The sequence below is a fragment of the Pseudosporangium ferrugineum genome (assembly GCF_003002065.1).
In the GTDB taxonomy this organism is placed as follows: domain Bacteria; phylum Actinomycetota; class Actinomycetes; order Mycobacteriales; family Micromonosporaceae; genus Actinoplanes; species Actinoplanes ferrugineus_A.
This window is the reverse complement of sequence record NZ_PVZG01000014.1, coordinates 229,425-253,079: the sequence shown is the minus strand read 5'-3', so window position 1 is coordinate 253,079 and position 23,655 is coordinate 229,425. Positions and strand designations below refer to the sequence as shown.

The 23,655-nt window shown below is 72.3% G+C and carries 16 protein-coding genes and 1 rRNA gene; 14 read left to right on the top strand and 3 right to left on the bottom strand.

Annotated features, from left to right (window positions below; genetic code table 11):
* Positions 1–88, top strand: a 5S ribosomal RNA gene (gene rrf / locus CLV70_RS27480); the annotation flags it as partial.
* A gap of 103 nt (positions 89–191) precedes the next feature.
* Here rrf and CLV70_RS27475 read toward each other — a convergent pair.
* Positions 192–860, bottom strand: a complete 669-nt coding sequence (locus tag CLV70_RS27475) for a hypothetical protein (protein ID WP_106129485.1) — start codon at positions 858–860, stop codon at positions 192–194.
* A 79-nt stretch (positions 861–939) separates the two neighbouring features.
* On the opposite strand from CLV70_RS27475, the gene CLV70_RS27470 reads away from it, so the two are divergent.
* The 3 genes from CLV70_RS27470 (at position 940) to CLV70_RS27460 (ending at position 5,566) form a co-directional block, all read left to right on the top strand.
* Positions 940–3,579: a valine--tRNA ligase gene (locus CLV70_RS27470; RefSeq protein WP_106129484.1), complete on the top strand. Its 2,640-nt coding sequence runs from the start codon at positions 940–942 to the stop codon at positions 3,577–3,579.
* Positions 3,576–4,901: a bifunctional folylpolyglutamate synthase/dihydrofolate synthase gene (locus CLV70_RS27465; protein WP_106129483.1), complete on the top strand. Its 1,326-nt coding sequence runs from the start codon at positions 3,576–3,578 to the stop codon at positions 4,899–4,901. The genes CLV70_RS27470 and CLV70_RS27465 overlap by 4 nt, the downstream gene beginning before the upstream one ends.
* A 242-nt stretch (positions 4,902–5,143) precedes the next feature.
* On the top strand, positions 5,144–5,566 hold the full coding sequence (locus CLV70_RS27460; RefSeq protein ID WP_425440234.1) for a DUF4233 domain-containing protein: 423 nt from the start codon (positions 5,144–5,146) through the stop codon (positions 5,564–5,566).
* Positions 5,567–5,901: 335 nt separating this feature from the next.
* Here CLV70_RS27460 and CLV70_RS41285 read toward each other — a convergent pair whose 3' ends face one another.
* Positions 5,902–6,246, bottom strand: a complete 345-nt coding sequence (locus CLV70_RS41285) for a VOC family protein (protein ID WP_425440233.1) — start codon at positions 6,244–6,246, stop codon at positions 5,902–5,904.
* Positions 6,247–7,774: 1,528 nt separating this feature from the next.
* Between CLV70_RS41285 and CLV70_RS40185 the strand changes: the two genes are divergently transcribed.
* From CLV70_RS40185 to CLV70_RS27420, 6 genes are all read left to right on the top strand, one after another.
* Positions 7,775–8,014, top strand: coding sequence for a hypothetical protein (locus CLV70_RS40185; RefSeq protein WP_170148662.1), 240 nt, complete (start codon positions 7,775–7,777; stop codon positions 8,012–8,014).
* A 1,137-nt stretch (positions 8,015–9,151) separates the two neighbouring features.
* Positions 9,152–9,415, top strand: coding sequence for a hypothetical protein (locus CLV70_RS40175; RefSeq protein WP_146164180.1), 264 nt, complete (start codon positions 9,152–9,154; stop codon positions 9,413–9,415).
* Between the two features lie 128 nt (positions 9,416–9,543).
* Positions 9,544–9,963 (top strand): nucleoside-diphosphate kinase, encoded by a 420-nt coding sequence (ndk, locus tag CLV70_RS27435; RefSeq protein ID WP_106129480.1) that lies wholly within the window; start codon positions 9,544–9,546, stop codon positions 9,961–9,963.
* A 136-nt stretch (positions 9,964–10,099) separates the two neighbouring features.
* Positions 10,100–11,635: an alkaline phosphatase D family protein gene (locus tag CLV70_RS27430; protein WP_106129479.1), complete on the top strand. Its 1,536-nt coding sequence runs from the start codon at positions 10,100–10,102 to the stop codon at positions 11,633–11,635.
* Positions 11,636–11,861: 226 nt separating this feature from the next.
* Positions 11,862–14,978, top strand: coding sequence for an isoleucine--tRNA ligase (ileS, locus tag CLV70_RS27425; RefSeq protein WP_106129478.1), 3,117 nt, complete (start codon positions 11,862–11,864; stop codon positions 14,976–14,978).
* 145 nt (positions 14,979–15,123) lie between these two features.
* A complete protein-coding gene (locus tag CLV70_RS27420; protein WP_106129477.1) occupies positions 15,124–15,825 on the top strand; it encodes a lysophospholipid acyltransferase family protein in 702 nt (233 codons plus the stop codon).
* A 42-nt stretch (positions 15,826–15,867) separates the two neighbouring features.
* Here CLV70_RS27420 and CLV70_RS27415 read toward each other — a convergent pair whose 3' ends face one another.
* Complete coding sequence (locus CLV70_RS27415) at positions 15,868–17,820, bottom strand: hypothetical protein (RefSeq protein WP_106129476.1); 1,953 nt, start codon at positions 17,818–17,820, stop codon at positions 15,868–15,870.
* Between the two features lie 218 nt (positions 17,821–18,038).
* Here CLV70_RS27415 and CLV70_RS27410 point away from each other — a divergent pair, with 218 nt between their 5' ends.
* From CLV70_RS27410 to CLV70_RS27395, 4 genes are read left to right on the top strand one after another with little or no spacing between them, the layout of a single operon-like run.
* Positions 18,039–18,830: an alpha/beta fold hydrolase gene (locus CLV70_RS27410; protein WP_106129475.1), complete on the top strand. Its 792-nt coding sequence runs from the start codon at positions 18,039–18,041 to the stop codon at positions 18,828–18,830.
* A 5-nt stretch (positions 18,831–18,835) separates the two neighbouring features.
* A complete protein-coding gene (locus tag CLV70_RS27405) occupies positions 18,836–21,337 on the top strand; it encodes a SpoIIE family protein phosphatase (RefSeq protein WP_106129474.1) in 2,502 nt (833 codons plus the stop codon).
* Positions 21,334–21,678 carry an STAS domain-containing protein gene (locus CLV70_RS27400; protein ID WP_106129473.1) on the top strand — a complete coding sequence of 115 codons (345 nt, stop codon included), beginning with the start codon at positions 21,334–21,336 and terminating at the stop codon, positions 21,676–21,678. Before CLV70_RS27405 ends, CLV70_RS27400 begins: the two co-directional genes overlap by 4 nt.
* 20 nt (positions 21,679–21,698) lie before the next feature.
* Positions 21,699–23,651, top strand: a complete 1,953-nt coding sequence (locus CLV70_RS27395) for a TIGR03960 family B12-binding radical SAM protein (protein ID WP_106129472.1) — start codon at positions 21,699–21,701, stop codon at positions 23,649–23,651.
* Positions 23,652–23,655: the final 4 nt, after the last annotated feature.

Genomic DNA, 23,655 nt, shown 5'->3' with positions numbered 1-23,655 from the left:
CGGTCTCATTCCGAACCCGGAAGCTAAGCCCTCCAGCGCCGATGGTACTGCACTCGGGAGGGTGTGGGAGAGTAGGACGCCGCCGGACTTAACGTGTGGGAACGCCCACCCCTGACAGGGGTGGGCGTTTCTGCGTTTCATGTGTGTTTGTTATTTATGGCCGGCCCCGGCAAGGGCCGGCCATATTTTGTCTAGGTGCGCTTTTGGGTGGCGGCGCGGAGCTCGAGCATCAGCTTCGCCGAGTCGTCCTGCGTACGGCCGGGGAACATCGCGAGGGCCAGGCTGCCGTGGTCGGCCCATCCGCACACGGGCATGTCCGTACCGTCGGATTTGGTGGTTCCGCATTTCATCGTGCCGCCGAGGGGGCCAGCCGAGACGTCGTGGACGCCGGTCACCGCGCCCTGGTCGTCCGAGACCAGCTCGAACGCGGTGTCGAGGTCGTTCTCCGGGGTCCAGATGAGCGTCGTGCCGCCGAAGAAGAGGACGTTGTTGCCCGCGGCGTCGGCGTACACGGCGCCGACTGCCTCGTCGAGGTCCACCTCCGCGGACAGGGCCGTCTCGAGGTAGTCGCCCGTCGACTTGCCGTTGTCACTGGTGTCGAGCTTCAGGGCGCCGATCTGGGGTGGAGTCGTCAGCGTCGCGTCCTTCTGCGAGGAGATGCGCCAGCCGGCGTACCCGATGACTGCCGTTCCTGCCAGGGTGACCGCGAGGAGCGAGCCGAGCACGATGGTCTTGGTCCGGGACCGGGGTGCCTTCTCCTCGGTCGTGTCCTCGGCCGGTTCGGTGAGAGCGAACGGCTCGGCGGCGATCTCCACCGGTTCCGCCGGGGTCGGTGGCGTCTGGCCAGGGCGCTCGGGCATCGTGCGAGCCTAACAACAGTTATCCACAGGCAAGGCATGCGCCCGCACCCCGTGCGTACGGGCTCCGTAGACTTGTCGAGTGACCGAAGCAACCGACACCCGTACCCCTGACAGCCGGCCCACCGGTGGCCTCTCCGCCCAGTACCAGCCGGGCGAGGTAGAGCAGCGGCGGTACGAGCACTGGGTATCGGCCGGCTACTTCACGGCGGACCCGGCGAGCGACAAGCCGCCCTTCTCCATCGTCATCCCCCCGCCCAACGTGACCGGCTCTCTGCACATCGGCCACGCCCTCGACCACACCATTCAGGACACGCTCAGCCGGCTCAAGCGGATGCAGGGCTTCGAGGTCCTCTGGTTGCCGGGCATGGATCACGCCGGCATCGCCACCCAGAATGTCGTCGAGCGGCAGCTGGCCGCGCAGAAGCTGTCCCGGCACGACCTCGGACGCGAGAAGTTCGTGGAGAAGGTCTGGGAGTGGAAGTCGGAGTCCGGCGGCGCGATCCTCGGCCAGATGCGGCGCCTCGGCGACTCCGTCGACTGGAGCCGCGAGCGGTTCACCATGGACGAGGGCCTGTCGCGGGCCGTGCAGACGATCTTCAAGCGGCTGTACGACGATGAGCTGATCTACCGTGCCAACCGGATCATCAACTGGTGCCCGCGTTGCCTCACCGCGCTCAGCGACATCGAGGTGGAGCACTCCGACGACGACGGCGAGCTGGTTTCGATCCGCTACGGGGACGGGGACGACGCGATCGTGGTCGCCACCACCCGGGCCGAGACGATGCTGGGCGACACCGCGGTGGCCGTGCACCCCGATGACGAGCGCTACAAGCACCTGGTCGGCACCGAGGTCGAGCTGCCCCTGACCGGGCGGCGCATTCCGATCGTGGCGGACGAGCACGTCGACCCCAGCTTCGGTACGGGCGCGGTCAAGGTCACGCCGGCGCACGACCCCAACGACTTCGAGATCGGGCAGCGGCACAGGCTGCCCAGCATCACGATCATGGACGAGCGCGCCGTGGTGACCGTACCCGGGCCGTTCGAGGGTCTTGATCGTTTTGAGGCGCGGCCGGCGATCGTGGATGCGCTGCGGGAGCAGGGCCGGATCGTCGCCGAGAAGCGACCGTATGTGCACTCCGTCGGCCACTGCTCGCGGTGCAAGACCACGGTCGAGCCACGGCTGTCGTTGCAGTGGTTCGTGAACACCGCGCCGCTGGCCAAGGCCGCCGGCGACGCCGTCCGCGACGGCCGGGTAGCGATCGAGCCCGCCGAGCTCTCCAAGCGCTACTTCGCGTGGGTCGACAACATGCACGACTGGTGCATCTCGCGCCAGCTGTGGTGGGGACACCGCATCCCGGTCTGGTACGGGCCGGACGGCGAGGTCGTGTGCGTCGGCCCCGACGAGGAGCCGCCGAGCGGCGAGGGCTGGCGCCAGGACGAGGACGTGCTCGACACGTGGTTCTCGTCGGCGCTGTGGCCGTTCTCGACCATGGGCTGGCCCGAGCAGACCGAGACGCTGGCGAAGTTCTACCCGACCAGCGTGCTGGTGACCGGCTACGACATCCTCTTCTTCTGGGTCGCCCGGATGATGATGTTCGGCCTGTACGCGATGGAGGGTCAGCAGCCCTTCAACGTCGTCAACCTGCACGGCATGGTCCGCGACGGGCACGGCAAGAAGATGTCGAAGTCCTTCGGCAACGTCGTCGACCCGCTGGACTGGATCGAGCGGTACGGCGCCGACGCCACCCGGTTCACGCTGGCCCGCGGCGCCAACCCCGGCTCCGACGTGCCGATCAGCGAGGAGTGGTGCCAGGGCTCCCGCAACTTCTGCAACAAGCTGTGGAACGCCACGCGCTTCGCGCTCATGAACGGTGCCACGGTCGAGGGGGAGCTGCCCGCGCCCGGCGAGCTGTCCGCCGTCGACAAGTGGATCCTGTCCCGGCTGCAGCACGTCGTCGCCGAGGTGGACGAGCAGTTCGCCGCGTACGAGTACGCGAAGGTGTGTGACACGCTCTACCACTTCGCGTGGGACGACGTCTGCGACTGGTACGTCGAGCTGAGCAAGCCGGTGCTGGCGGGCGACGGCGCCGAGGCCGCCCGGACCCGCCGGGTGCTCGGGCACGTTCTCGACCAGCTGCTGCGCCTGTTGCACCCGGTGATCCCGTTCGTCACCGAGGAGCTGTGGACGGTTCTCACCGGCGCCGAGACGATCGTGCGGGCCGCGTGGCCGGCGGTCGACCGGGCGCTGATCGACGATGCCGCCGAGGAGGAGCTGACCGCGCTGCAGAAGGTGGTCACCGAGGTCCGGCGGTTCCGCTCCGACCAGGGCCTGCGCCCCGGTCAGCGGGTCAGCGCCGCCCTCACCGGTCTCGGTAACGTCGGCATCGACACGCACGAGCCGCTGATCCGGTCCCTGGCCCGGCTCGATCCGCCGGCCGCGGACTTCACGGCGACCGCCACCCTCGCGGTCACCGGCGGCATCACGGTCGACCTGGACACCCGCGGCACGATCGACGTCGCGGCCGAGCGGGCCCGGCTCGAGAAGGACCGTGCGGCGGCCGAGAAGGAAGCCGCGCAGTGCCGCGCCAAACTCGACAACGAGGCGTTCGTCGGCAAGGCGCCGGAGCCGGTGGTCGCCAAGATCAAGGAGCGGCTCACCACGGCGGAGGCCGACCTCGCGAGAATCGCCGCGGCCCTGAAAGCGTTGCCGTCCGCATGAGCACCTACGACGAGGTGGTGGCCGCGCTCGACGGGCGCGGCTTCACCCGCATGAACTTCGACATGCAGAAGATCCGGGACCTCATGGACGTGCTGGGGAGTCCGCAGCGGGCGTACCCGGCGATCCACCTGACCGGGACCAACGGCAAGACGTCGACCGCACGCATGATCGACAGCCTGTTGCGCGCCCACGGGCTGCACACCGGTCGCTACACCAGCCCGCACCTCGAGACGGTCCGCGAACGGATCAGCCTCGACGGGGAGCCGGTGACCGAGGAGCGGCTGGCCGCCACGTACGACGAGGTTGCCCCGCTGGCCGACCTGATCGACAAGCGGGCACCCGAGCCGCTCACCTACTTCGACATGACCACGGCGATGGCGTACGCGACGTTCGCGGACGCGCCTGTGGACATCGCGGTCGTCGAGGTCGGCCTGGGCGGCGAGGAGGACGCGACCAATGTCCTGGAGGCGGGCGTCTGCGTCATCACCCCGATCGGGCTTGACCACACCGAATGGCTCGGGGACACGATCGAGGACATCGCCTGGGCCAAGGCCGGCATCATCCACCAGGGCGCAACCGTGATCACCGCGTTGCAGACCGAGGAGGCGATGCGGCCGCTGCTGGAGCGCTCGGCCCAGGTCGGTGCCACGGTCGCGCGGGAGGGCAGCGAGTTCGGCGTGATCCGCCGCGACCAGGCGGTCGGCGGTCAGCTGCTCACCCTGCAGGGCCTCGGCGGCGTCTACGACGAGGTGTTCCTGCCGCTCTTCGGCGCCCACCAGGCCCAGAACGCGGCGCTGGCGCTGGCGGCCGTCGAAGCGTTCCTGGGGGCGGGCGCCAACAAACAACTCGAGCCCGAGCTCGTACGCGAAGGCTTCGCGTCCGTCGATTCACCGGGCCGGTTGGAGCGCGTACGCAGCGCGCCCACCATCCTGCTCGACGGCGCCCACAACCCGCACGGCATGGCGGCCACGGTCGCGGCGCTCGAGGAGGAGTTCGCGTTCCGCCACCTGGTCGCGGTGGTCGCGGTCCTCGGCGACAAGGACGTGTCCGGCCTGCTGGACCTCCTCGAACCCGTCGCGGCCCGCATCGTCGTGACCCAGAACAGCTCGCCCCGCTCGATGCCCGTCGACGAGCTCGCGCAGCTGGCCACCGACATCTACGGCGAGGACCGCGTCACGGTCGCCCAGACCATGCCGGACGCCATCGAGGAAGCGGTCGTCCTCGCCGAACAGGACACGGACGGCGAACTCAGCGGCGTCGCCGTCCTGATCACCGGCTCGATCGTCACGGTCGCCGACGCGAGGAAGCTGCTGAAGAAATGACCACTCCCGATCCGCGACCGGCCGAGCGACAGCTTTCCGAGTCGCCGGGCCCGCCGTCGAACGCCCGCCCCGCGGCTTCGGGCAGGCCGGGGTCCGCGGGTTCCGGCGGTGCCACGGGTGAGCCGGGTGCTGCGTCCACGGCTTCGGACGGTGGGCCGGGCGTGTCCGTGGGTTCGGGCGGTGGGCCGGGCGGCGGGTCGATGGGTTCGGGTGGTGCGGCGTCTAGCCCGGGCGGTGGGTCCGTGGGCTCGGGTGGCGGGGCTGGTGAGGCGGGGATCGGCTCGGGGCAGGCGGCGGACGGGCCGGCTGACGGCGAGGGCGCCGGGCCGCGGTCCGGGTTGCAGAATCCTCAGGCGGCGGTGCGAGGGCTGGGCGCCGGGACGCTGGTGCTGGAGGCGATCGTGCTGCTGCTCGCTATTCAGCCGATCCGCATCCTCGGCGGTGACCTGAGCGGCTGGGGGATCGGCGCCGTGGTCGCGCTGGCTGTGGCGGCCGTGGTCGTGGCGGGCTGCATGCGCAGGCGGTGGGGGTGGCATGCGGGTACGGCGATCCAGGTGCTGCTGATCGCCTCCGGGCTGCTGCACTGGTCGCTCGCGGCGCTCGGCCTGATCTTCGGGGCGGCGTGGGTCTACGCGACCCACGTTCGCCGCACGATTCTGGGCTGACCGAGCTCGGTCAGCCAGGAACCCGGTGGGCTCCGGCCCCGCGGGCTCGAGGCGGGGCGAGCAGGTTCACGTCTTGCTTCTGAGCCGTCGACCGTCTTGCTGTCGAGCTGGTCGGACCGTCTTGCTGTCGAGCTGGCCGGACCCGTCTTGCTTTTGAGCCGTCGACCGTCCAGCCGCTGAGCTGGCCGGGTCGTCTTGCTGTTGAGCCCGTCGGGCCGGCTTGCTGCTGAGTGCGTCCGGTCGTAGGGGCGCCGGGTGCCGAGGGCTCGGGCCCCGCCAGGCCAGCCACTCCGCTTGGGTGGGGTGGCTGGTCGGCGGGCGGTCTTGGGGTGCGGTCAGCGGATGGCGCGCCATTGGGTTATGGCGATGTTGTGGTTGTCCGGGTCGTGGAATGAGGCTGCCCAGAGTTCGAGTTTGTCGCCTCGGTTCACGGGGCGGGGGCCGTGGATGAAGGTGACGCCCTTGCGTTTCAGGTCCTCGTAGACGGCTTCGACGTCGCCGACCTCGAGGTTGAGGTGGATCAGGCGGCCCGACACCGCGGACAGGTCGTGGACCGTGCGCAGGACCAGCCGGGTGTCGCCGGAGGCCAGGACGGCGCTGCCTACGCCGGTGTCGATCTCGTAGAAGCCGAGCATCTCCTTGTAGAACGTTATCGACCGGTCCAGGTCCGTGACCAGCACGGTGATGCCTACGCCATGGATGGCTCCGGCTGCCCCCGGCCTGGCGCTGGGGTAGGCCGTGATCAGCTCGTCGGCCCGGTCGTCGGGCTGGTAGCCGCCCTCCAGGTCCGACCAGGGGCCGCGCCTGTGACCCCGCTCCGGAACGGCGGACGACCCGGCCGGCCGGGCTACCCCGCGCGCCGTCGAGGGATCCGAGCCGGGTGGACGAGCCGTCGACGGGCCGGTGGCGCCCGGGCGGGTCGGTGACGGGTCCGAGCTGCGCGGAGGGGCCGCGCCCGGGCCGGAGCCGCTGGAAGAGACAGCGCCAAGGCCGGAGCCGTGGAGGGAGGCGGTGCCCCGGTCGGAGCCGCCGGGGGAGGCGGTGCCCCGGTTGGAGCCGCCGGGCGAGGCGGTGCCCCGGTCCGAGCTGCGGGGATGGGCCGTGCCCGGCTCCGAGCTGCGGGAAGAGGCGGTGCCCGGCTCGGAGCCGCGCGGGGAGGCCGCGCTCGGGTCTGCCGGTTCGGAGGCTGTGGCGCCCGGGTCCGGGCGGGTGATCCGAGGGCCGGGTGCGGGCCTGGTGGCCGGCGGGATGACGGTGGGGGTGGGGTTCCGGGGTGGCGGGGTGACCGTCGGCGTGGGCTTTCGGGCCGGCGGGATGGGGGGTGGGGTCGTCGGTGCTTCGTGTGGGGGTGCCTTCGGTGGGGGCGCCGTGGGGGTGGGGGCCGTGGCTGGGCGGGTTACGGGTTGGGGGTTCGCCGGCGGGGGTGAGGTGACCGTCGGTGTTCTTGGGGCGGACTGGGGGCGTGGCTCCGGGCGCTGACCCGGGACGGGGGCGCTGCCGGTCGCGGGGGGCGGGGCGGCTGTGCTTCGGTCTTCGGCTCGGGGGCGTTGAGCGGGTGGGGTCTGGGGAGTTTCGGCGGAGGGGTGGTCGGGGTCCTTCGCTCGGAAGACGTTGCTGAGGGCGGATACGCCGGCGGCTACCGCGGCGGCCAGGCCTGTTGCGGGCCTCGGTGGGGGTGATGGGTCGCCGGCCGGGGAAGGTGCGACCGGTCCTGGGGAGGCTGGCTGCGGCCGGGTGGGAGCTGCCGCGGCAGGACTGGGGGCTGCTGGGGGAGGGGCCGAGGCCGCCTGGGTTGGTGCGGGCGCTGCGGGGGGTGGAGCCGGCGTTTCGGCGGGTCGGGGCGGTGGGGGTGTGGTGGCGGTCGGGTGGGGGCGTTCGACCGGCTGGTGAGGGACTTCGTCGCGGCGGGGTGGGGGTGGGGTGGGGGTGCGCTGTTGCCACGGTGGGGGTTCGAGGTCGCCGAGGAGGGCGTCGTCCATCGGCTTGGGGGTCGGCTCGGTCGGGCGTCGGGGGGCGGTGGTGGAGGCGGGGCCGGCCGGGTTCTGGTCGGGGACCGGGTCGGTGATGATGCCTGCCGCCATCGACGGGCGGGCCTGGGGGCGGGATTCCGGGGGTGGTTCCGGGTCGCCGTCGAGGGGGAGGTCGATGTCGTGGTCGGCCGGGGAAGCGGCTGCGACGCGGTTGGCCGGCGAGGAGGGGGTGGGGTCGGTGGACGACGAGCCGGCGCGGGTGGTCGAGGGGGAGCTGCCGGGGGTGGTCGAGGGGGAGCTCGTGGGGGTGGTCGGAGGGGAGCCGGCGGGGGTGGCCGGAGGGGAACCGGCGGGGGCGGTCGAGGGGGAGTGGGCGGGGTCGGTCGGGTGGGGCTTCGGGCGGGGGCGTGGGCGGGAGCCGGCCGGTCGGGGTGGGCTCGATGTGGTGCTCGGGCCCGACGCGGCGGTGGTGGACTGAGGTGCCGGCCCACCCGCGGAGGCCGGAGAGACCGGAGAGGCCGGGGGAGCCGAGGAGGTGGCCGGAGCCGGGGAGGCGGGCCTTGGTGGTGCGTCCGACGCGGGAGGCGGGGGGAGGGGGGCGTCGGGGGGCGTTGAGCGGGGGGTGAAGAGGGCGGCCGCGGCCGTTGGGGGCAGGGGGGTGGAGGACGGTGGTGGGGGTGGGGGGTCGCCGTACGTTGCCGGGGCCGGTGGGGGCGGGGGTTGTTCGGTGACCGGGGTTGCGCCCGGTGGTGGGGGTGGGGGGTCCAGGACGGTGGTCGCGCCGGGCGGGGGTGGTGGTGCGGTGTCCGGGTCGGGCGAAATGTCGGGTGAGGAAACAACGGTGGCGGCGGCAGGAGAGCCGGGCGCGGTGGGGGAGCTGGGCGCGGGAGGAGAGCCAGGCGCGACGGGGGAGCTGGGGGCGGCGGAGGAACCAGGTGTGGCGGAGGCACCGGGGGCGCCGGTGGAGGAGGAGCCGGGGGCCGCGGCTGAGGGCGAGCCGGGGGCGGTCGAGGGCGAGCCGGGAGCGGCGGCCGGAGAGGTGGGAGCGGCGGACGGAGCGGCGGCTGGGGAGGTGGGAGCGGCGGACGGGGAGGTGGCCGGGAAGGGTGGGGGTGGGGCGGTTGCGGTGGCTGTGCCGGCGCGGCGGGGGGGGGGGTGGGTCAGGTCGCCTTCGACGAGTTGGCCTTCGAGGATGGGGCCGCCGGGGGCGTCGCGGACTATGACTGCTGCTGAGGGGTCGTCCGGGTCCGGCGTACGGGAGGGGGGTGGGGGTTGTTCGTCCGGGCCTCGGCCCCATTGGCGGTCGCGGGTGGCCCAGGGCGGGGGTTCCGGTTCGCCGCCCAGGAGGTCGTCGTCGGGGAGTTCCTCCTCGTAGAAGGCCGGGGGGACGTTCGGCAGGGTCGTGTCGTAGGCCTCCGCCTCGTCCCAGTCGATTTTGACGCGGCGCATGTCGTCGACGTCGACCGTCACCGGGAGCATGGTGCCCGGGCGGGGCCATTTGGCGACCGGGACTCGGGGGTCGCGGACCGTCACCTCGGCCGTGGGCAGGCCCGGGGCGATGATCAGGATCTGGAGTTCGGCGCGGCCGTAGACCGAGGTGGCGGGGGGTTCCGAGATGGCCTTCACCTGGGCCGTGCCGGCCACCCAGGCGCGGGCTCCCCGGCGTACCACGTTGACCATGCCGATGCCGATCGCCAGGGCGAGCATCGCCACGCCGAGGGCGACGATCGCCCAGCTCGCCATGCCGAGGCCGAAGACCATCACGAAGCCGGCGATGGTGCCGACGACCGCCGCCACGAGCTTGCGGGCCGGCGCGATCGGCCGGCCGTTCTGGTTCGCCACTGTGGACCTCCCGGGGATTACCCGTCAGGTTACGTAGCGGCGAGTGCCGGTGGAAAGTGCGCTACCGGGCGGTTGCCGCTCGCGCCTGTCGGGGTACCGATAGGCTGACGTCCCGGCCGCCCGCCCGGCGTGTCGGCTTGTCGCGATCCGCAGGAGGCGTCACCCGTGTCCACCAGCCCCGCAGAGCGCACGCTCGTGCTCGTCAAGCCCGATGCGCTGCGGCGCGGCCTGCTCGGGGAGATCCTCGGCCGGTTCGAGCGCAAGGGTCTCGTGATCGAGGCGCTCGAGCTGCGCACCATGGACGCGGAGCTGGCCGACCAGCACTACGCCGAGCACGTGGACAAGGCGTTCTACCCACCGCTGAAGGAGTTCATGACGAGCGGGCCGCTGGCCGCGGTCGTGCTCTCCGGCGACGAGGTGATCTCGGTCGTGCGGACGCTGGTCGGCGCGACCGACGGGCGCAAGGCCGCCGCGGGCACGATCCGCGGCGACCTGTCCCTGTCCAACCGGGAGAACCTGATTCACGCCTCCGACTCGGTGGACAGCGCGAAGCGCGAGCTTGCGCTGTGGTTCCCCAAGCTGTAGCTACAGCGCCGACGGGACGACTCGCCCTTCTCCAGGGTGAACCTCCTGGTGGATGACGTTGTCGCTACGGGGACGAGACAGCCCGGCGCGACGTGACATTCACCGGCGATTCATGTCGGGCCGATAGACCAGCGGCATGACCTCGATCGACAGACGAACCCTGCTGCGGGCCGGCCTGGCCGGCGGCGTGCTGAGCGCCCTGCCCGCCGGCCCGGCCTTCGGCGGCCTGCGCAAGAGCCGTCCCGTACTGACCCACGGTGTGCAGACCGGCGATGCCACCGCCGATTCGGCCCTCGTCTGGACCCGGGCGGACCGGCCGGGCCGGATGTGGGTCGAGGTGAGCCGCGGCCCCGACCTGCGCGGGGCCCGCCGCGTCCGTGGCCCGGTGCTCACCCCGGACACCGATCTGACCGGCATGGTGCGCCTGCGCGGGCTTCCGCCGGGCGAGCGCTTGTTCTATTCCGTACGCGTGGAGAGCCTGGACCGTCCCGGCCTGCTCAGCGAGCCCGTGCCGGGGCAGCTCAGCACCGCACCCACCCGGCGCCGGGACGTCTCGTTCGTCTGGACGGGTGACGTCGTCGGCCAGGGCTGGGGCATCGACCCGGCGTACGGTGGCCTGAAGATCTTCGATTCGATGCGCGCGCGGCGGCCGGACTTCCTGCTGCACAGCGGCGACACCGTGTACGCGGACGGCCCGCTGTCCGCGCAGGTGACGCTCCCCGACGGCCGCATCTGGCGCAACCTGGTCACCGAGGAGAAGTCGAAGGTCGCCGAGACGCTCAGGGAGTACCGGGGGCAGTACGCCTACAACCTGCTCGACGACGCGTACCGGGCGTTCGCGGCGGAGGTGCCGCAGATCAACCAGTGGGACGACCATGAGGTGGTCAACAACTGGTATCCGGGGGAGATCCTCGACGACGCGCGGTACACCGAGAAGCGCGTCGACGTGCTGGCGGCTCGCGCGCAGCGGGCGTACCAGGAATGGGTGCCCGTCCCGGGGATGTCCGCGCCGATCTACCGCAAGGTCTCGTACGGTCCGCTCCTCGACGTCTTCGTCCTGGACATGCGCACCTTCAAGGACCCGAACGACGGCAATGTGTACGCCGACCCGCAGCGCGGACTGCTCGGCCGGGAGCAGCGCGAATGGCTGATCCGCGGGCTGAAGGGGTCGCGGGCGACCTGGAAGGTCATCGCCAACGACCTGCCGATCGGCATCGTGGTGCCGGACGGGCCGGGCGCCCAGGAGGGCGTGGCGCAGGGCGACCCGGGTGCGCCGAAGGGCCGCGAGCTGGAGTTCGCGCAGGTCCTGCAGTCGGCGCACCGCGCGGGGGTGACCGGGATCGTGTTCCTGACCGCTGACGTGCACTACACGGCGGCGCACCACTACGACCCGGCGCGGGCGGCGGTGCAGGACTTCACGCCGTTCTGGGAGTTCGTGTCCGGGCCGGCGCACGCGGGTGCGTTCGGGCCGAACGCGCTCGACGGGACGTTCGGGCTGGACACGGCGTTCATCCACACACCGCCGGCCGCGAACACGTCGCCGGCCGAGGGTTTCCAGCACTTCGGCGAGGTGCGCATCGACGGGCGTACCGGAGATTTCCGGGTCGATCTGCGCGACCGGGAGGGCGTGTCGCTCTGGTCCACGACGCTGAAGGCGCCCCGTCGGCGCTGAGGAACAAATGCGGGCCGGTATCGTTGTCTGCTGAAGGCGTCGATCCGGCCATCACCGGGGAGCCTCCGGAAGAACAGATCTTCGGATCCCAGTAGAACCGGGCGGCACCGGCCCGCATCCCAGCCGGCGAACGAGCGGGCGGCTCCAGGGCCGTCAAGCGAGGTGGTACCGCGGGCCCCGGCTCGTCCTCGCAGTCCACGTGACCTGCGAGGAGAGCGAACCACCGATGGCGTATCCCCAGCACACCGAGGCCTCCGGCGTGCCCGCGAGCCCGGACCTGCCCGCGGTCGAGCGGGCCGTGCTCGAGCACTGGGCGGCCGACAAGACGTTCGAGGCGTCCGTCGACCAGCGTCCCGCCGGGCAGGACGGCAGCAATGAGTACGTGTTCTACGACGGTCCGCCGTTCGCCAACGGGCTGCCGCACTACGGGCACCTGTTCACCGGCTACGTGAAGGACGTCGTCCCGCGCTACCAGACGATGCGCGGCAGGCGCGTCGAGCGGCGGTTCGGGTGGGACACCCACGGTCTGCCCGCCGAGGTGGAGGCCGAGAAGCAGCTCGGCATCACCACCAAGGCGCAGATCCTGGAGCTCGGCGTCGACAAGTTCAACGACGCCTGCCGCACGTCCGTGCTGACCTACACCAAGGACTGGGAACGGTACGTCACCCGCCAGGCCCGCTGGGTCGACTTCGGCAACGACTACAAGACCCTCGACCCCAGCTACATGGAGTCGGTCATGTGGGCGTTCCGCACGCTGCACGACAAGGGCCTGGTGTACGAGGGCTTCCGGGTGCTCGCGTACTGCTTCCGGTGCGAGACGCCGCTGTCGAACACCGAGACGCGGATGGACGATGTCTACCGGGACCGTACGGATCCGGCTCTGACTGTCACGTTCCGGCTCGACACCGGTGAGGACATCGCGGTGTGGACGACCACGCCGTGGACGCTGCCGTCGAACCTCGCGCTCGCCGTCGGTCCGGAGATCGAGTACGCGGTCCTGGAGAAGGACGGCCGCAAGCTGATCCTGGGCGCCGGCCGGGTGGGCGCGTACGCGAAGGAGCTCGAGGGCTACGAGCAGGTCGGCACCGTACGCGGCAGCGAGCTGGCCGGCCGCCGGTACACGCCGATGTTCGACTTCCTGGTGGAGCAGGCGGGCCCGAACGCGTTCCAGGTGCTCGCCGCCGAATACGTCAGCGACGAGGACGGCACCGGGGTCGTGCACCAGGCGCCCGCGTTCGGCGAGGACGACCAGAACGTCTGCAACGCGGCCGGCATCCCGACCGTCGTGACCGTGGACGAGCACACCCGCTTCACCTCGCTGGTGGCGCCCTGGCAGGGCGTGCAGGTCTTCGAGGCGAACAAGCCGATCATCGCCGACCTCAAGGGGCGTGGCCTGGTGCTGCGGCACGAGGGCTACACGCACTCGTACCCGCACTGCTGGCGCTGTGACACCCCGCTGGTCTACAAGGCCGTGTCGTCGTGGTTCGTGGCGGTGTCGAAGTTCCGGGACCGGATGGTCGAGCTGAACCAGGAGATCACCTGGACGCCGGCGCACATCAAGGACGGCTCGTTCGGCAAGTGGCTGGCGAACGCGCGGGACTGGTCGATCTCCCGTAACCGCTTCTGGGGCTCGCCGATCCCGGTGTGGAAGTCCGACGACCCGAACTACCCGCGGGTCGACGTGTACGGCTCCTTCGAGGAGATGGAACGCGACTTCGGGGTGAAGGTCACCGACCTGCACCGCCCGTACGTGGACGAGCTGACCCGCCCCAACCCGGACGACCCGACCGGGAAGTCGACCATGCGCCGGGTGCCGGAGGTGCTCGACTGCTGGTTCGAGTCCGGGTCGATGCCGTTCGCGCAGGTGCACTACCCGTTCGAGAACAAGGACTGGTTCGAGCACCACTACCCGGGCGACTTCATCGTCGAGTACATCGGCCAGACCCGCGGCTGGTTCTACACCATGCACGTGCTGGCCACCGCGCTCTTCGACCGGCCGGCGTTCCGCAACTGCCTGAGCCACGGCATCCTCCAGGGCGAGGACGGCCGGAAGATGTCCAAGAGCCTGCGCAACTACCCGGACGTCTACCAGGTCTTCGACACGTACGGCTCGGACGCCATGCGGTGGATGCTGATGTCCTCGCCGGTGCTGCGCGGCGGCGACATGCCGGTCACCGAGACCGCGATCCGCGACTCGGTCCGGCAGGTGCTGCTCCCGCTCTGGAACGTCTGGTACTTCTTCAGCCTGTACGCGAACGCGTCCGGTCACACCGCGACCCTGCGGACCGACTCGTCGCACCTGCTCGACCGGTACCTCCTGGCGAAGACGAACGAGCTGGTCGGCGACGTCCAGGGCCGGATGGACGAGTACGACATCTCGGGTGCCGCCGGTGCGGTGCGGGCGTACCTCGACGCGCTGACCAACTGGTACGTGCGCCGCTCCCGCGACCGCTTCTGGGCCGGGGACGCCGACGCGTTCGACACCCTGGCGACCGTGCTCGAGGTGCTGTGCCGGGTCGTGGCGCCGCTGGCCCCGCTCACCGCCGAGGAGATCTGGCGCGGGCTGACCGGGGGCCGCTCGGTGCACCTGACCGACTGGCCCACCGCCGACGCGTTCCCGGCCGACCACGAGCTGGTGGCCTCGATGGACGCCATCCGCGACGCGGCCTCGGCGGCGTTGTCCCTGCGCAAGGCCCGGGCGCTGCGGGTACGCCTGCCGCTGGCCCGGCTGACCGTCGCCACCCCGGACGCCGCGCGCCTGCGGGGCCTGCAGGACCTGCTCGCCGACGAGGTCAACGTCAAGGAGGTCGTGCTCTCCGAGGAGCTCACGGCGTACTCCCGGCAGGTGTTGACCGTGGTCCCGCGGGCCCTGGGCCCGCGCCTGGGCAAGCAGGTGCAGCAGGTGATCAAGGCCGTCAAGGCCGGCGACTGGGAGCTGGTCGACGGCGCGCCGGTCGCGGCCGGCGTCGCCCTCCAGGAGGGTGAGTACGAACTCAAGCTCGTCGCCGCCGACGTGGACAACTCCGCGCCGCTGCCCGGGGACGCGGGGGTCGTCGTGCTCGACACGGCGGTCACGCCCGAGCTGGCCGCCGAGGGCCTGGCCCGGGACGTCATCCGGGTGGTGCAGCAGGCGCGGCGCGACGCCGGCCTGGACGTCTCCGACCGCATCGCGCTCACGGTGTCGGCGTCCGAGGCGGTGGCGGCGGCGGTGGAGGCGCACCGCGAGTTCGTCGCGGCCGAGACCCTCGCCACATCCCTGGAGCTCGGCGCGGTTGCCGAGGGCTTCGCGGGCGAGGTGGGTGACGGTGAGAATGTCACCGTTTCGGTGACCCGGGCGGTGTGAGACACGCCTCCGACAGGCTCGGCATTTGCCGTCTTGCGCGGTAAATGCCGAGCCCGGGTCCAAGATCAACGGGAGATTCCCGGCCGGCGTCGGATAATGTCCTACCGCCCCCCACATTTCTTGCAGTCCCCGCCGGAGGAACACGTTGCCGCTGCTCTACTCGATCGGCAAAGTCACTGTCGGTAACGCGCTGATGCTCGGCTGGCGACCCCACGTCGAAGGCCTCGAGAACATCCCCGCCACCGGCGGTGCCATCTTCGCCGGCAACCACCTGTCCGTCGCCGACGAACTGTTCCTCGGCGCGGTCGTGCCACGGCACATCGCCTTCTGGGCCAAGGCCGAATACTTCCGCGGCGGCGGCGTCGGGGGCACCCTCACCAAGTTCCTCATGAACGGCCTCGGCGCGATCCGGGTCGAGCGCGGCGGCGGCCGGGCGGCCCTCACCGCGTTCGACGGCGCGATCCCGGTGCTCAAGGCCGGCGACATGGTCGCGGTCTACCCCGAGGGGACGCGGTCGCCGGACGGGCGGCTCTACCGCGGCCGCACCGGCGTGGCCCGGCTCGCCGTCGCCGCGGGCGTACCGATCATCCCCGTCGGCATGCAGGGCACCGACAAGGCACAGCCGATCGGCCAGCCGTACCCGAAGCCCGGCAAGGGCAAGATCGTGGTGAAGTTCGGCAAGCCGATCGAGACCGCGGGCCGGCCGGACGACCGGACCTCGCTGCGCGCGCTCACCGACGAGGTCATGGCAGAGATCCAGAAGCTCACCGGACAGGAGTACGTGCCCCGCTACGCCCCGCCGCGGGAGGCGCCGCCGCGGGAGGCGCCGCCGGGGGATCCCGCCTAGGGTGCGTTGCCGCGGCGGGCTGTCGCGGCGCGCTGGGGATCGTCAGCCGAGGCCGGGTGGGGTGTACCTGCCGAATCGTGGCTGGAGTACGGCTTCGCGCAGGGTGCCGGTGAGGTCCGCGCTCTCGGCCATCGACCGGCGGGTCAGCAGGACGGTGGCCAGGCTGCCGTGGTCCGCCCAGGCACAGACGACCACCGCGTTGCCGTTCGCGCGGCCGACGCCGCAGCGTTCGTGGACGCCGGTCACGCCGAGGTCGAAGGATTCGACGTTCTTGATCGAGTACGTGTCGCTGAGGTGCGCCAGTTCGGCCTCGACGTCGCTCTCCGGCGAGAAGCGGAAGCCGGTCGTGCCGAAGATGGTGACCCGCTTGCCGTTGCCGTCGGCGTACATGCCGGCGAACACCTCGCCGGACGAGATCAGGCTGGTGCCGCGCACCTGATCGGCGAGCCGCTCCACGGCCCGCCGGCCCGCGGCGTCGTCACGCAGGTCCAGGTCGGCGACGGTGGAGGGCAGGGCCGCGCTGACCGGATACTGCTGGGCGGCGGGCCAGAGGAAATACCCGGGTACGCCGCAGCAGCACAGCGCACTGAGCAGCGTGAACAGGAACAGCCGCCGTCCCCAGCGACGCTTGCGCCGCTTCGGTGCCGGCGGTGGTCCGGAGGGCCGGCGCGGTCCGCCCTGCGACGGTCCGCCCTGCGACGGTCTGCCCTGCGACGGTCCGCCGTGCGACGGTCCGCCGTGCGACGGTCCGCCGTGCGACCGTCCGGCCGGTGGCGGGCCGGGGTGGGACGGGCCTCGGTGCGGTGGGCCGGTCTGCGGCCCGGCCGGCGGCGGCGGTCCGTTTCGTCGTTTCTTCGCTTCCTTGGCGAGCTTTTTCGCGGCCTTGCCGGGCGGCGGGGGCGGAAGCGGGCGGGCCGCCCGGTCGAGGTAGGCCTGCGGGACCGCGCTCGGCGTGGCCGGCGACCCACCGGCGGGGAGGCGGCGCGGTGGCGGGGCCGCGCTTGGCGGCTGCGGGGCTGAGCTTGGCGGCTGTGGGGCCGCGCCTGGCGGCTGTGGGGCCGCGCCTGGCGGTTGTGGGGCCGCGCTTGACGGGGGTGCCGGGCGGGGCTGGATCGGCAGCCGGTTGACGGCGGGCGGCGGCGGAGTCTTGTCGCGGCGCTTGCGACCCCAACCCCGGCGACGCGGCTCGGCGGACGCCGGGGTGGCGGACGTCGGAGCAGCGGGTGGCGGGGCGGTGGGTGGCGGGGCGGCGAGAGGCGGCACGGCGGCTGAGGTCCGTGCCGCGGGCGTCGGTGGCGGCGGTGAGGACGCCGCGGGCGGCGTGGGTGCCGATGGTGGCGGTGATTCGGCCCGGGTGGGTGGCAGGGCGCCCTCGATGCGGGTGGGCGGCAGGGGCTGGTCGAAGTGGGCCGGGGCGTCGATGCGGGTCGGCGGCATCGCCTCCGGGAACGGCTCCATGATGTCGAGGGGGGTGTCCTGGTCGGCCCAGGGGTCGACCGGCGGGGTCGTCGACCAGTCCTCGGCCTCCGCCCAGGGGTCCACCGCGGGGGCGGGCTCGGCGGGTGGGCGGCGCCTGTCCCACCAGGACTTCTTCGGTGACGGCGGCGGTACGGCCGCGGAGCCGCTCCAGCGTTCCGGCACGTCCTCGGTGATCGGCGCGTTCCCCTCGGCCGGCCCGCCGGGACCGGCGGTGCCCGGGGCGGGGCCCGCGGTGACCGGTGCCGCCGGGGCGGCGAGGTCGGCGGGCTCGCGGGTGACCCGCGCGGTGGGGGCAGCGCTGTCCGGCGGGGTGGGAGTCGTGGGCTCGCGGGTGACTCGGGCGGTGGGGGCGGCGGTGTCCGGCGGGGCGGGATCCGTGGGTTCGGGGGTGGCTGGTGCGGTGAGGTCCGGGGTGGTCGGGGCCTCGGGCCGGGTGGGTCCGGCGTCCACCCGGGTCGGGTCCGGGCGGTCGGCGGATCCGTCCGCGGCCGGGGTGCCCGGCTGCTGGTCGGTCATCCGTCGGTCTCCTCCCGCGTGGCCTTGCCTCCAGATCAGGTTAGAGGCGGCCCGCCACTGCCGGTGGTCGCCGCCGCCATGCGGGTGGCGCCGGGCGATCGACCCGGCTCGCTGGTCGGACGAAGGGGATGGCGGGCGGGCCGGGGGAGGAAGACGGACAGAGGGGGCGATGTGCGGGACGGTACGGAGTCGTATGGTGACCCGGTGGTGAACCGGAGATGAGCTTGATTCAGAAGTTCGCGATCAACGAGGCCGGCCGTCCCGACGGGCAGCCGATGCTGTTCGCGCACGGGTTCGGCTGTGATCAGAACATGTGGCGGTTCGTCGCGCCCGAGTTCGCCGGCAGTCACCGGCTCGTGCTCTTCGATCATGTCGGGGCCGGGCGGTCGGATCTGCGGGCGTACGACGACCGGCGCTACGCCAGCCTCGACGGGTACGCGTCCGACGTCCTCGAGATCGTGCACGGCCTGGACCTGCACGACGTGATCTTCGTGGGCCACTCGGTCAGCGCGATGATCGGCGTGCTCGCGGCCGTACGGGAACCCGATCGTTTCTCGAAGCTCGTGCTCGTCGGGCCGTCGCCGTGCTACATCGACGACGGAGACTACGTGGGCGGGTTCGGCCGGGCCGACATCGAGGCCATGCTGGAGTCCCTGGACAGCAACTATCTGGGCTGGTCGCGGGCCATGGCCCCGGTCATCGCCGGCAACGCGGAGCGGCCCGAGCTGGGGCAGGAGCTGACCGACAGCTTCTGTGCCACCGACCCGGACATCGCCCGGAAATTCGCGCGCGTCACCTTCCTCTCCGACAACCGGGCCGACCTGGCGAAACTGCGTACCCCCGCGCTGATCCTGCAGTGCACCGACGATGTGATCGCGCCCTCGGCGGTCGGCGCGTACGTGCACGAGCACCTCGCCGGGAGCACACTGGTGGCCATGAACGCGACCGGCCACTGCCCGAACCTGAGCGCACCCGCCGAGACCGTTGCGGCCATCAAGGCGTACCTCTGACCACGATGACGGAGAGCGGCGAGGGCGGCCCCGACGTGACGCAGGACCTGCGTGTGCCCTGGGAGGAGGACCCCGGGGACCTGTACGAGCATGCGCCGTGCGGCTATCTCACCACCCTGCCGGACGGCACGATCGTCAAGGTCAACGAGACCTTCCTGGCCTGGAGCGGGTACGAGCGCACCGACCTCGTCGGCCGTCGCCGGTTCCGGGACCTGCTCGGCGCCGGCGACCGGATCTACCACGAGACGCACTACGCGCCGCTGCTGAACATGCGCGGCAGCGTCAGCGAGGTGGCCTTCGACCTGATCCGCAAGGACGGCCGGCGCCTGCCGATCCTGGTCAACTCCGTGCTGGGCCGCGACTCGTCGGGCCTGCCGCGGGCGGTGCGCACGACCGTCTTCAACGCCACCGAGCGCCGCAGCTACGAGAAGGAGCTGCTGGCCGCCCGCCGCGCCGCCGAGGCCTCCGAGCAGCGGGTCGGCGCCCTGCAACAGGTCGTCGCGGACCTGGCCGCGGCACCCACCGCGGCCGAGGTCGGTGACGCGGTGGTCCGGGCGCCCGGCGCGGCCTTCGGCGCCGAGGGCGCCCAGGTGTGGCTTCTCGACGCGGACCGCGCGCAGCTCACCCTGCTGGCCGGCGCGGACGGCGGTGCGCCGGCCGGCGACGACATCCCGCTGGCGTCCTCGCGGCCCGTCGCCCGGGTCGCGCGCCGCGGCGACCTGCACGTGATCGGCTCGGTCGCGGAGGCGGAGAAGCATTTCCCGGAGCTGGCCGAGACGATGCGCCGCACCGGCCACCGCACGATGGTGCTGCTCCCGCTGACGGCCGGGTTCGCCGGTGAGTCGGTCGGCGCCGAGGTGCTGGGCGTGCTGAGCTTCGGCTTCGGCGAGGAACGCGAGCTCAGCGACAGCGAGCTGCGCGTGGTGCGGCTGCTCGGGCACCAGGCCGGTCAGGCCCTGGACCGGGCCCGGCTGTACGACGACGCCCGCCGCCGCGAGGAGCGCGCCACGTTCCTGGCGGAGACCACCCGGGCGCTCGACGAGGTGCCCCGGCTCCTGCCGCGCGCCCGCCGACTGATCGATCGGCTCGTGCCCCGGATGGCCGAGTGGGCCGCCGTACGCCTGCAGGTCGGACCGGCCCCGCTGCTCGCCGGCGAGGGCGGCCCGGTCCCCGATCCGGAGCGGCTCGCCCAGCGGGTGGCCCTGGTCACCGCCAACAACAAGGCGGAGCTGACCGACGACGGGCCGGACCGGGACCTCGCCGTGCTTCCGCTCGCGGTCGGCGGCCGGGTCCTCGGCACGCTGGCGCTGCGGATGGCGCCCGGACGACCGCCGGCCTCCGCCGAGGCGTCGTTCCTCGGCGACCTGGCCGACCGGGTCGCGCTGGCGCTCGAGAACGCGCGCCTCTACGAGCAGGAGCGGGCGGTGGCCCGGACCCTGCAACGCAGCCTGCTGGCCAGCGATCTGCCGGGCGACCCGCGCTTCGCGGTGGAGACGCACTACCAGGCCGCGGCGCAGGACCTGGAGGTCGGCGGCGACTGGTTCGACGCGTTCCTGATCACGCCGGACAAGCTCGCGGTGGTCGTCGGCGACGTGGTCGGCCGGGGCATCGACGCGGCGACCACGATGGGCCAGCTGCGCAGCGCGATCCGGGCGCTGGCCTCGGCCGAGGCGGGGCCGGCCCGGCTGCTGGAACGGCTGGACCGCTTCGTCGACCGGGTGGAGTCGGCGCGGATGGCGACGGTCGCGTACGCCGAGGTCGACCTGTCCAGCAACGAGCTGACGTACGCCTGCGCCGGGCACCTGCCGCCGCTGCTCGCCGAGCCGGGCAGTGCCCCGGCCTATCTGCTCGAGGGCCGGTCGGGCGCGCTGGGGACGCTGGCGGGTCGGCGGGCCCGCATCGAGCACCGCGTGCCGCTGGCGGCCGGGAGCCGGCTGCTGCTCTACACCGACGGGCTGATCGAGCGGCGCACCAGGGGCATCGACGCCGGGTTCGCGATGCTGGCGCGGGCGTACGCGGGCCGCCGCGCCTCACCGCTGCCGGGCCTGACCGCCGGGCTCGCGGCGAACCTGGTCGGGCCGGAGCACGCCGACGACGTCTGCCTGCTCTGCCTCGCGCTCGGCACCGAGGACCGGCTGGAACGCTCGATCGGCGCCGACCCGCAGCTGATCGCGTCCCTGCGCGCCGATCTGCGGGGCTGGCTGGCCTCGCACGGCGTCGACGAGCAGACCGCCCAGGCGGTGCTGCTGGCGAGCTCGGAGGCGGTCGCCAACGCCATCGAGCACGGCTACCGCAACGACCCCTTCGGCATCGTCGACATCACCACGGTGGTCTCCGCCGAGGCGGTCGAGGTGCGGATCACCGACCGCGGCGACTGGCAGAACCCGCACGGCGACCTGGCCCGCGGCCGCGGCCTGCGGCTGATGGAGCAGGCGATGGACGAGGTGACGTTCGACCGTACGGACGGGACCACGGTGACGATGCGACGGGCCCGGGGGCAGCGATGACCGACCGATGGGTGACCTTCGCCAGCCTCGGCGACGCCGAGCTGGTCCGGCTGGCGGGTGAGATCGACCTGTCGAACGCGCCGGAGATCGGACGCGAGATCGTCCGGCACGCCGGCGGTGCGGAGGCCGTGCTGATCGACCTGACCGCGGTCTCGTTCCTGGACAGCGCCGGGGTGCGCCTGCTGGACGGCCTCGTGGGTGATCTCGACCGGGCCGGGGTGCCGATCAAGCTCGTGGTGGGGGAGACCGGCGCGGCCCGGATGACCCTCCAGCTGTGCGCCTTCCGGGAGGATCTGCTGAGCACCGATCTGGACCGGGCCGCCAAAGAATTGCGCATCTAGCCCGCGTACCCTGGAGACCCATGAGCGTGTCTTCAGTCTTCCCGCAGCTCGAGCAGCTGCTGCCCCGGGTCAGCAAGCCGATCCAGTACGTGGGCGGCGAGCTCGGCGCCGTCGTCAAGGACTGGGACGCCACCACGGTCCGCTGGGCGCTGATGTATCCGGACGCCTACGAGGTCGGCCTGCCCAACCAGGGCGTCCAGATCCTGTACGAGGTGCTCAACGAGCAGCCCGACGTGCTGGCCGAGCGGACGTACGCGGTCTGGCCCGACCTCGAGGCGCTGATGAAGGAGCAGGGCGTCCCGCAGTTCACGGTCGACGCGCACCGCCCGGTCCGCGCCTTCGACGTGCTCGGGCTGTCCTTCGCCACCGAGCTCGGCTACACCAACATGCTCTCCGCCCTCGACCTGGCCGGCATCCCGCTGGACAGCGCCGACCGTGGCGACGAGGACCCGATCGTGCTGGCCGGCGGCCACGCCTCGTTCAACCCCGAGCCGATCGCCGACTTCATCGACGCCGCGGTGCTGGGCGACGGCGAGGAGGCCGTCCTCGAGATCACCGGCATCATCCGGGAGTGGAAGGCCGAGGGGTGCCCGGGCGGGCGGGACGAGCTGCTGCTGCGCCTCGCGCGTACGGAAAGCATCTATGTCCCTCGCTTCTACGACGTCGACTACCTGCCCGACGGGCGGATCCAGCGGGTCGTGCCCAACCGTCCGGACGTGCCGTTCCGGGTGGCCAAGCGCACGACCATGGACCTCGACGCCTGGCCGTACCCGAAGAAGCCGCTGGTGCCGCTCGCCGAGACGGTCCACGAGCGGTACGCCGTCGAGATCTTCCGCGGCTGCACCCGGGGCTGCCGGTTCTGCCAGGCCGGCATGATCACCCGCCCGGTGCGGGAGCGTTCGATCACCACGGTCGGCCAGATGGTCAAGGAGGGCCTGGAGTTCTCCGGGTTCTCCGAGGTCGGCCTGCTGTCGCTGTCCAGCGCGGACCATTCCGAGATCGGCGACATGTGCTCCGGCCTCGCCCAGCAGTACGCCGACACCAACGTGTCGCTGTCGCTGCCGTCGACCCGGGTGGACGCGTTCAACATCGACCTGGCCCAGGAGCTGTCCCGCAACGGGCGGCGTACCGGCCTGACGTTCGCGCCCGAGGGCGGCTCCGAGCGGATCCGCAAGGTCATCAACAAGATGGTGACCAAGGAGGACCTGATCCGGACGGTCGTCACGGCGTACAGCAACGGCTGGCGGCAGGTGAAGCTGTACTTCATGTGCGGCCTGCCCACCGAGACCGACGACGACGTGCTCGAGATCGCGCAGATGGCGCACGAGGTGATCCGGGCCGGCCGGGCCGCCGCGGGCACCAAGGACATCCGCTGCACGGTGTCGATCGGCGGGTTCGTGCCCAAGCCGCACACCCCGTTCCAGTGGGCGGCGATGGAGCGCCCGGAGGTCATCGACCACCGGCTGCGGCTGCTCAAGCAGGAGATCAACAGCGACCGCTCGCTGGGCCGCGCGATCGGCTACCGCTACCACGACGGCGAGCCGTCGCTGATCGAGGGCCTGCTCTCGCGCGGCGACCGCCGGGTCGGCAAGGTCATCCGGCGTGTCTGGGACAAGGGCGGGCGTTTCGACGGCTGGTCGGAGCACTTCTCGTACGCCCGCTGGGTCGAGGCCTGCGCCGAGGTCCTCCCGGAGTTCGGCGTCGACCTGGACTGGTACACCACCCGCGAGCGCGACCAGCTCGAGGTGCTGCCCTGGGACCACCTCGACTCGGGCCTGGACAAGGACTGGCTCTGGCAGGACTGGCAGGACGCCACGAGCGGCTACGAGCAGGACGACTGCCGCTGGACCCCGTGCTTCGACTGCGGCGTCTGCCCGTCGATGGACACCGAGATCCAGATCGGCCCCACCGGCAAGAAGCTGCTGCCGCTGACCCCCGTGGGCGGCCTGCGTACCCCCGCGCACACCCACTGACCAG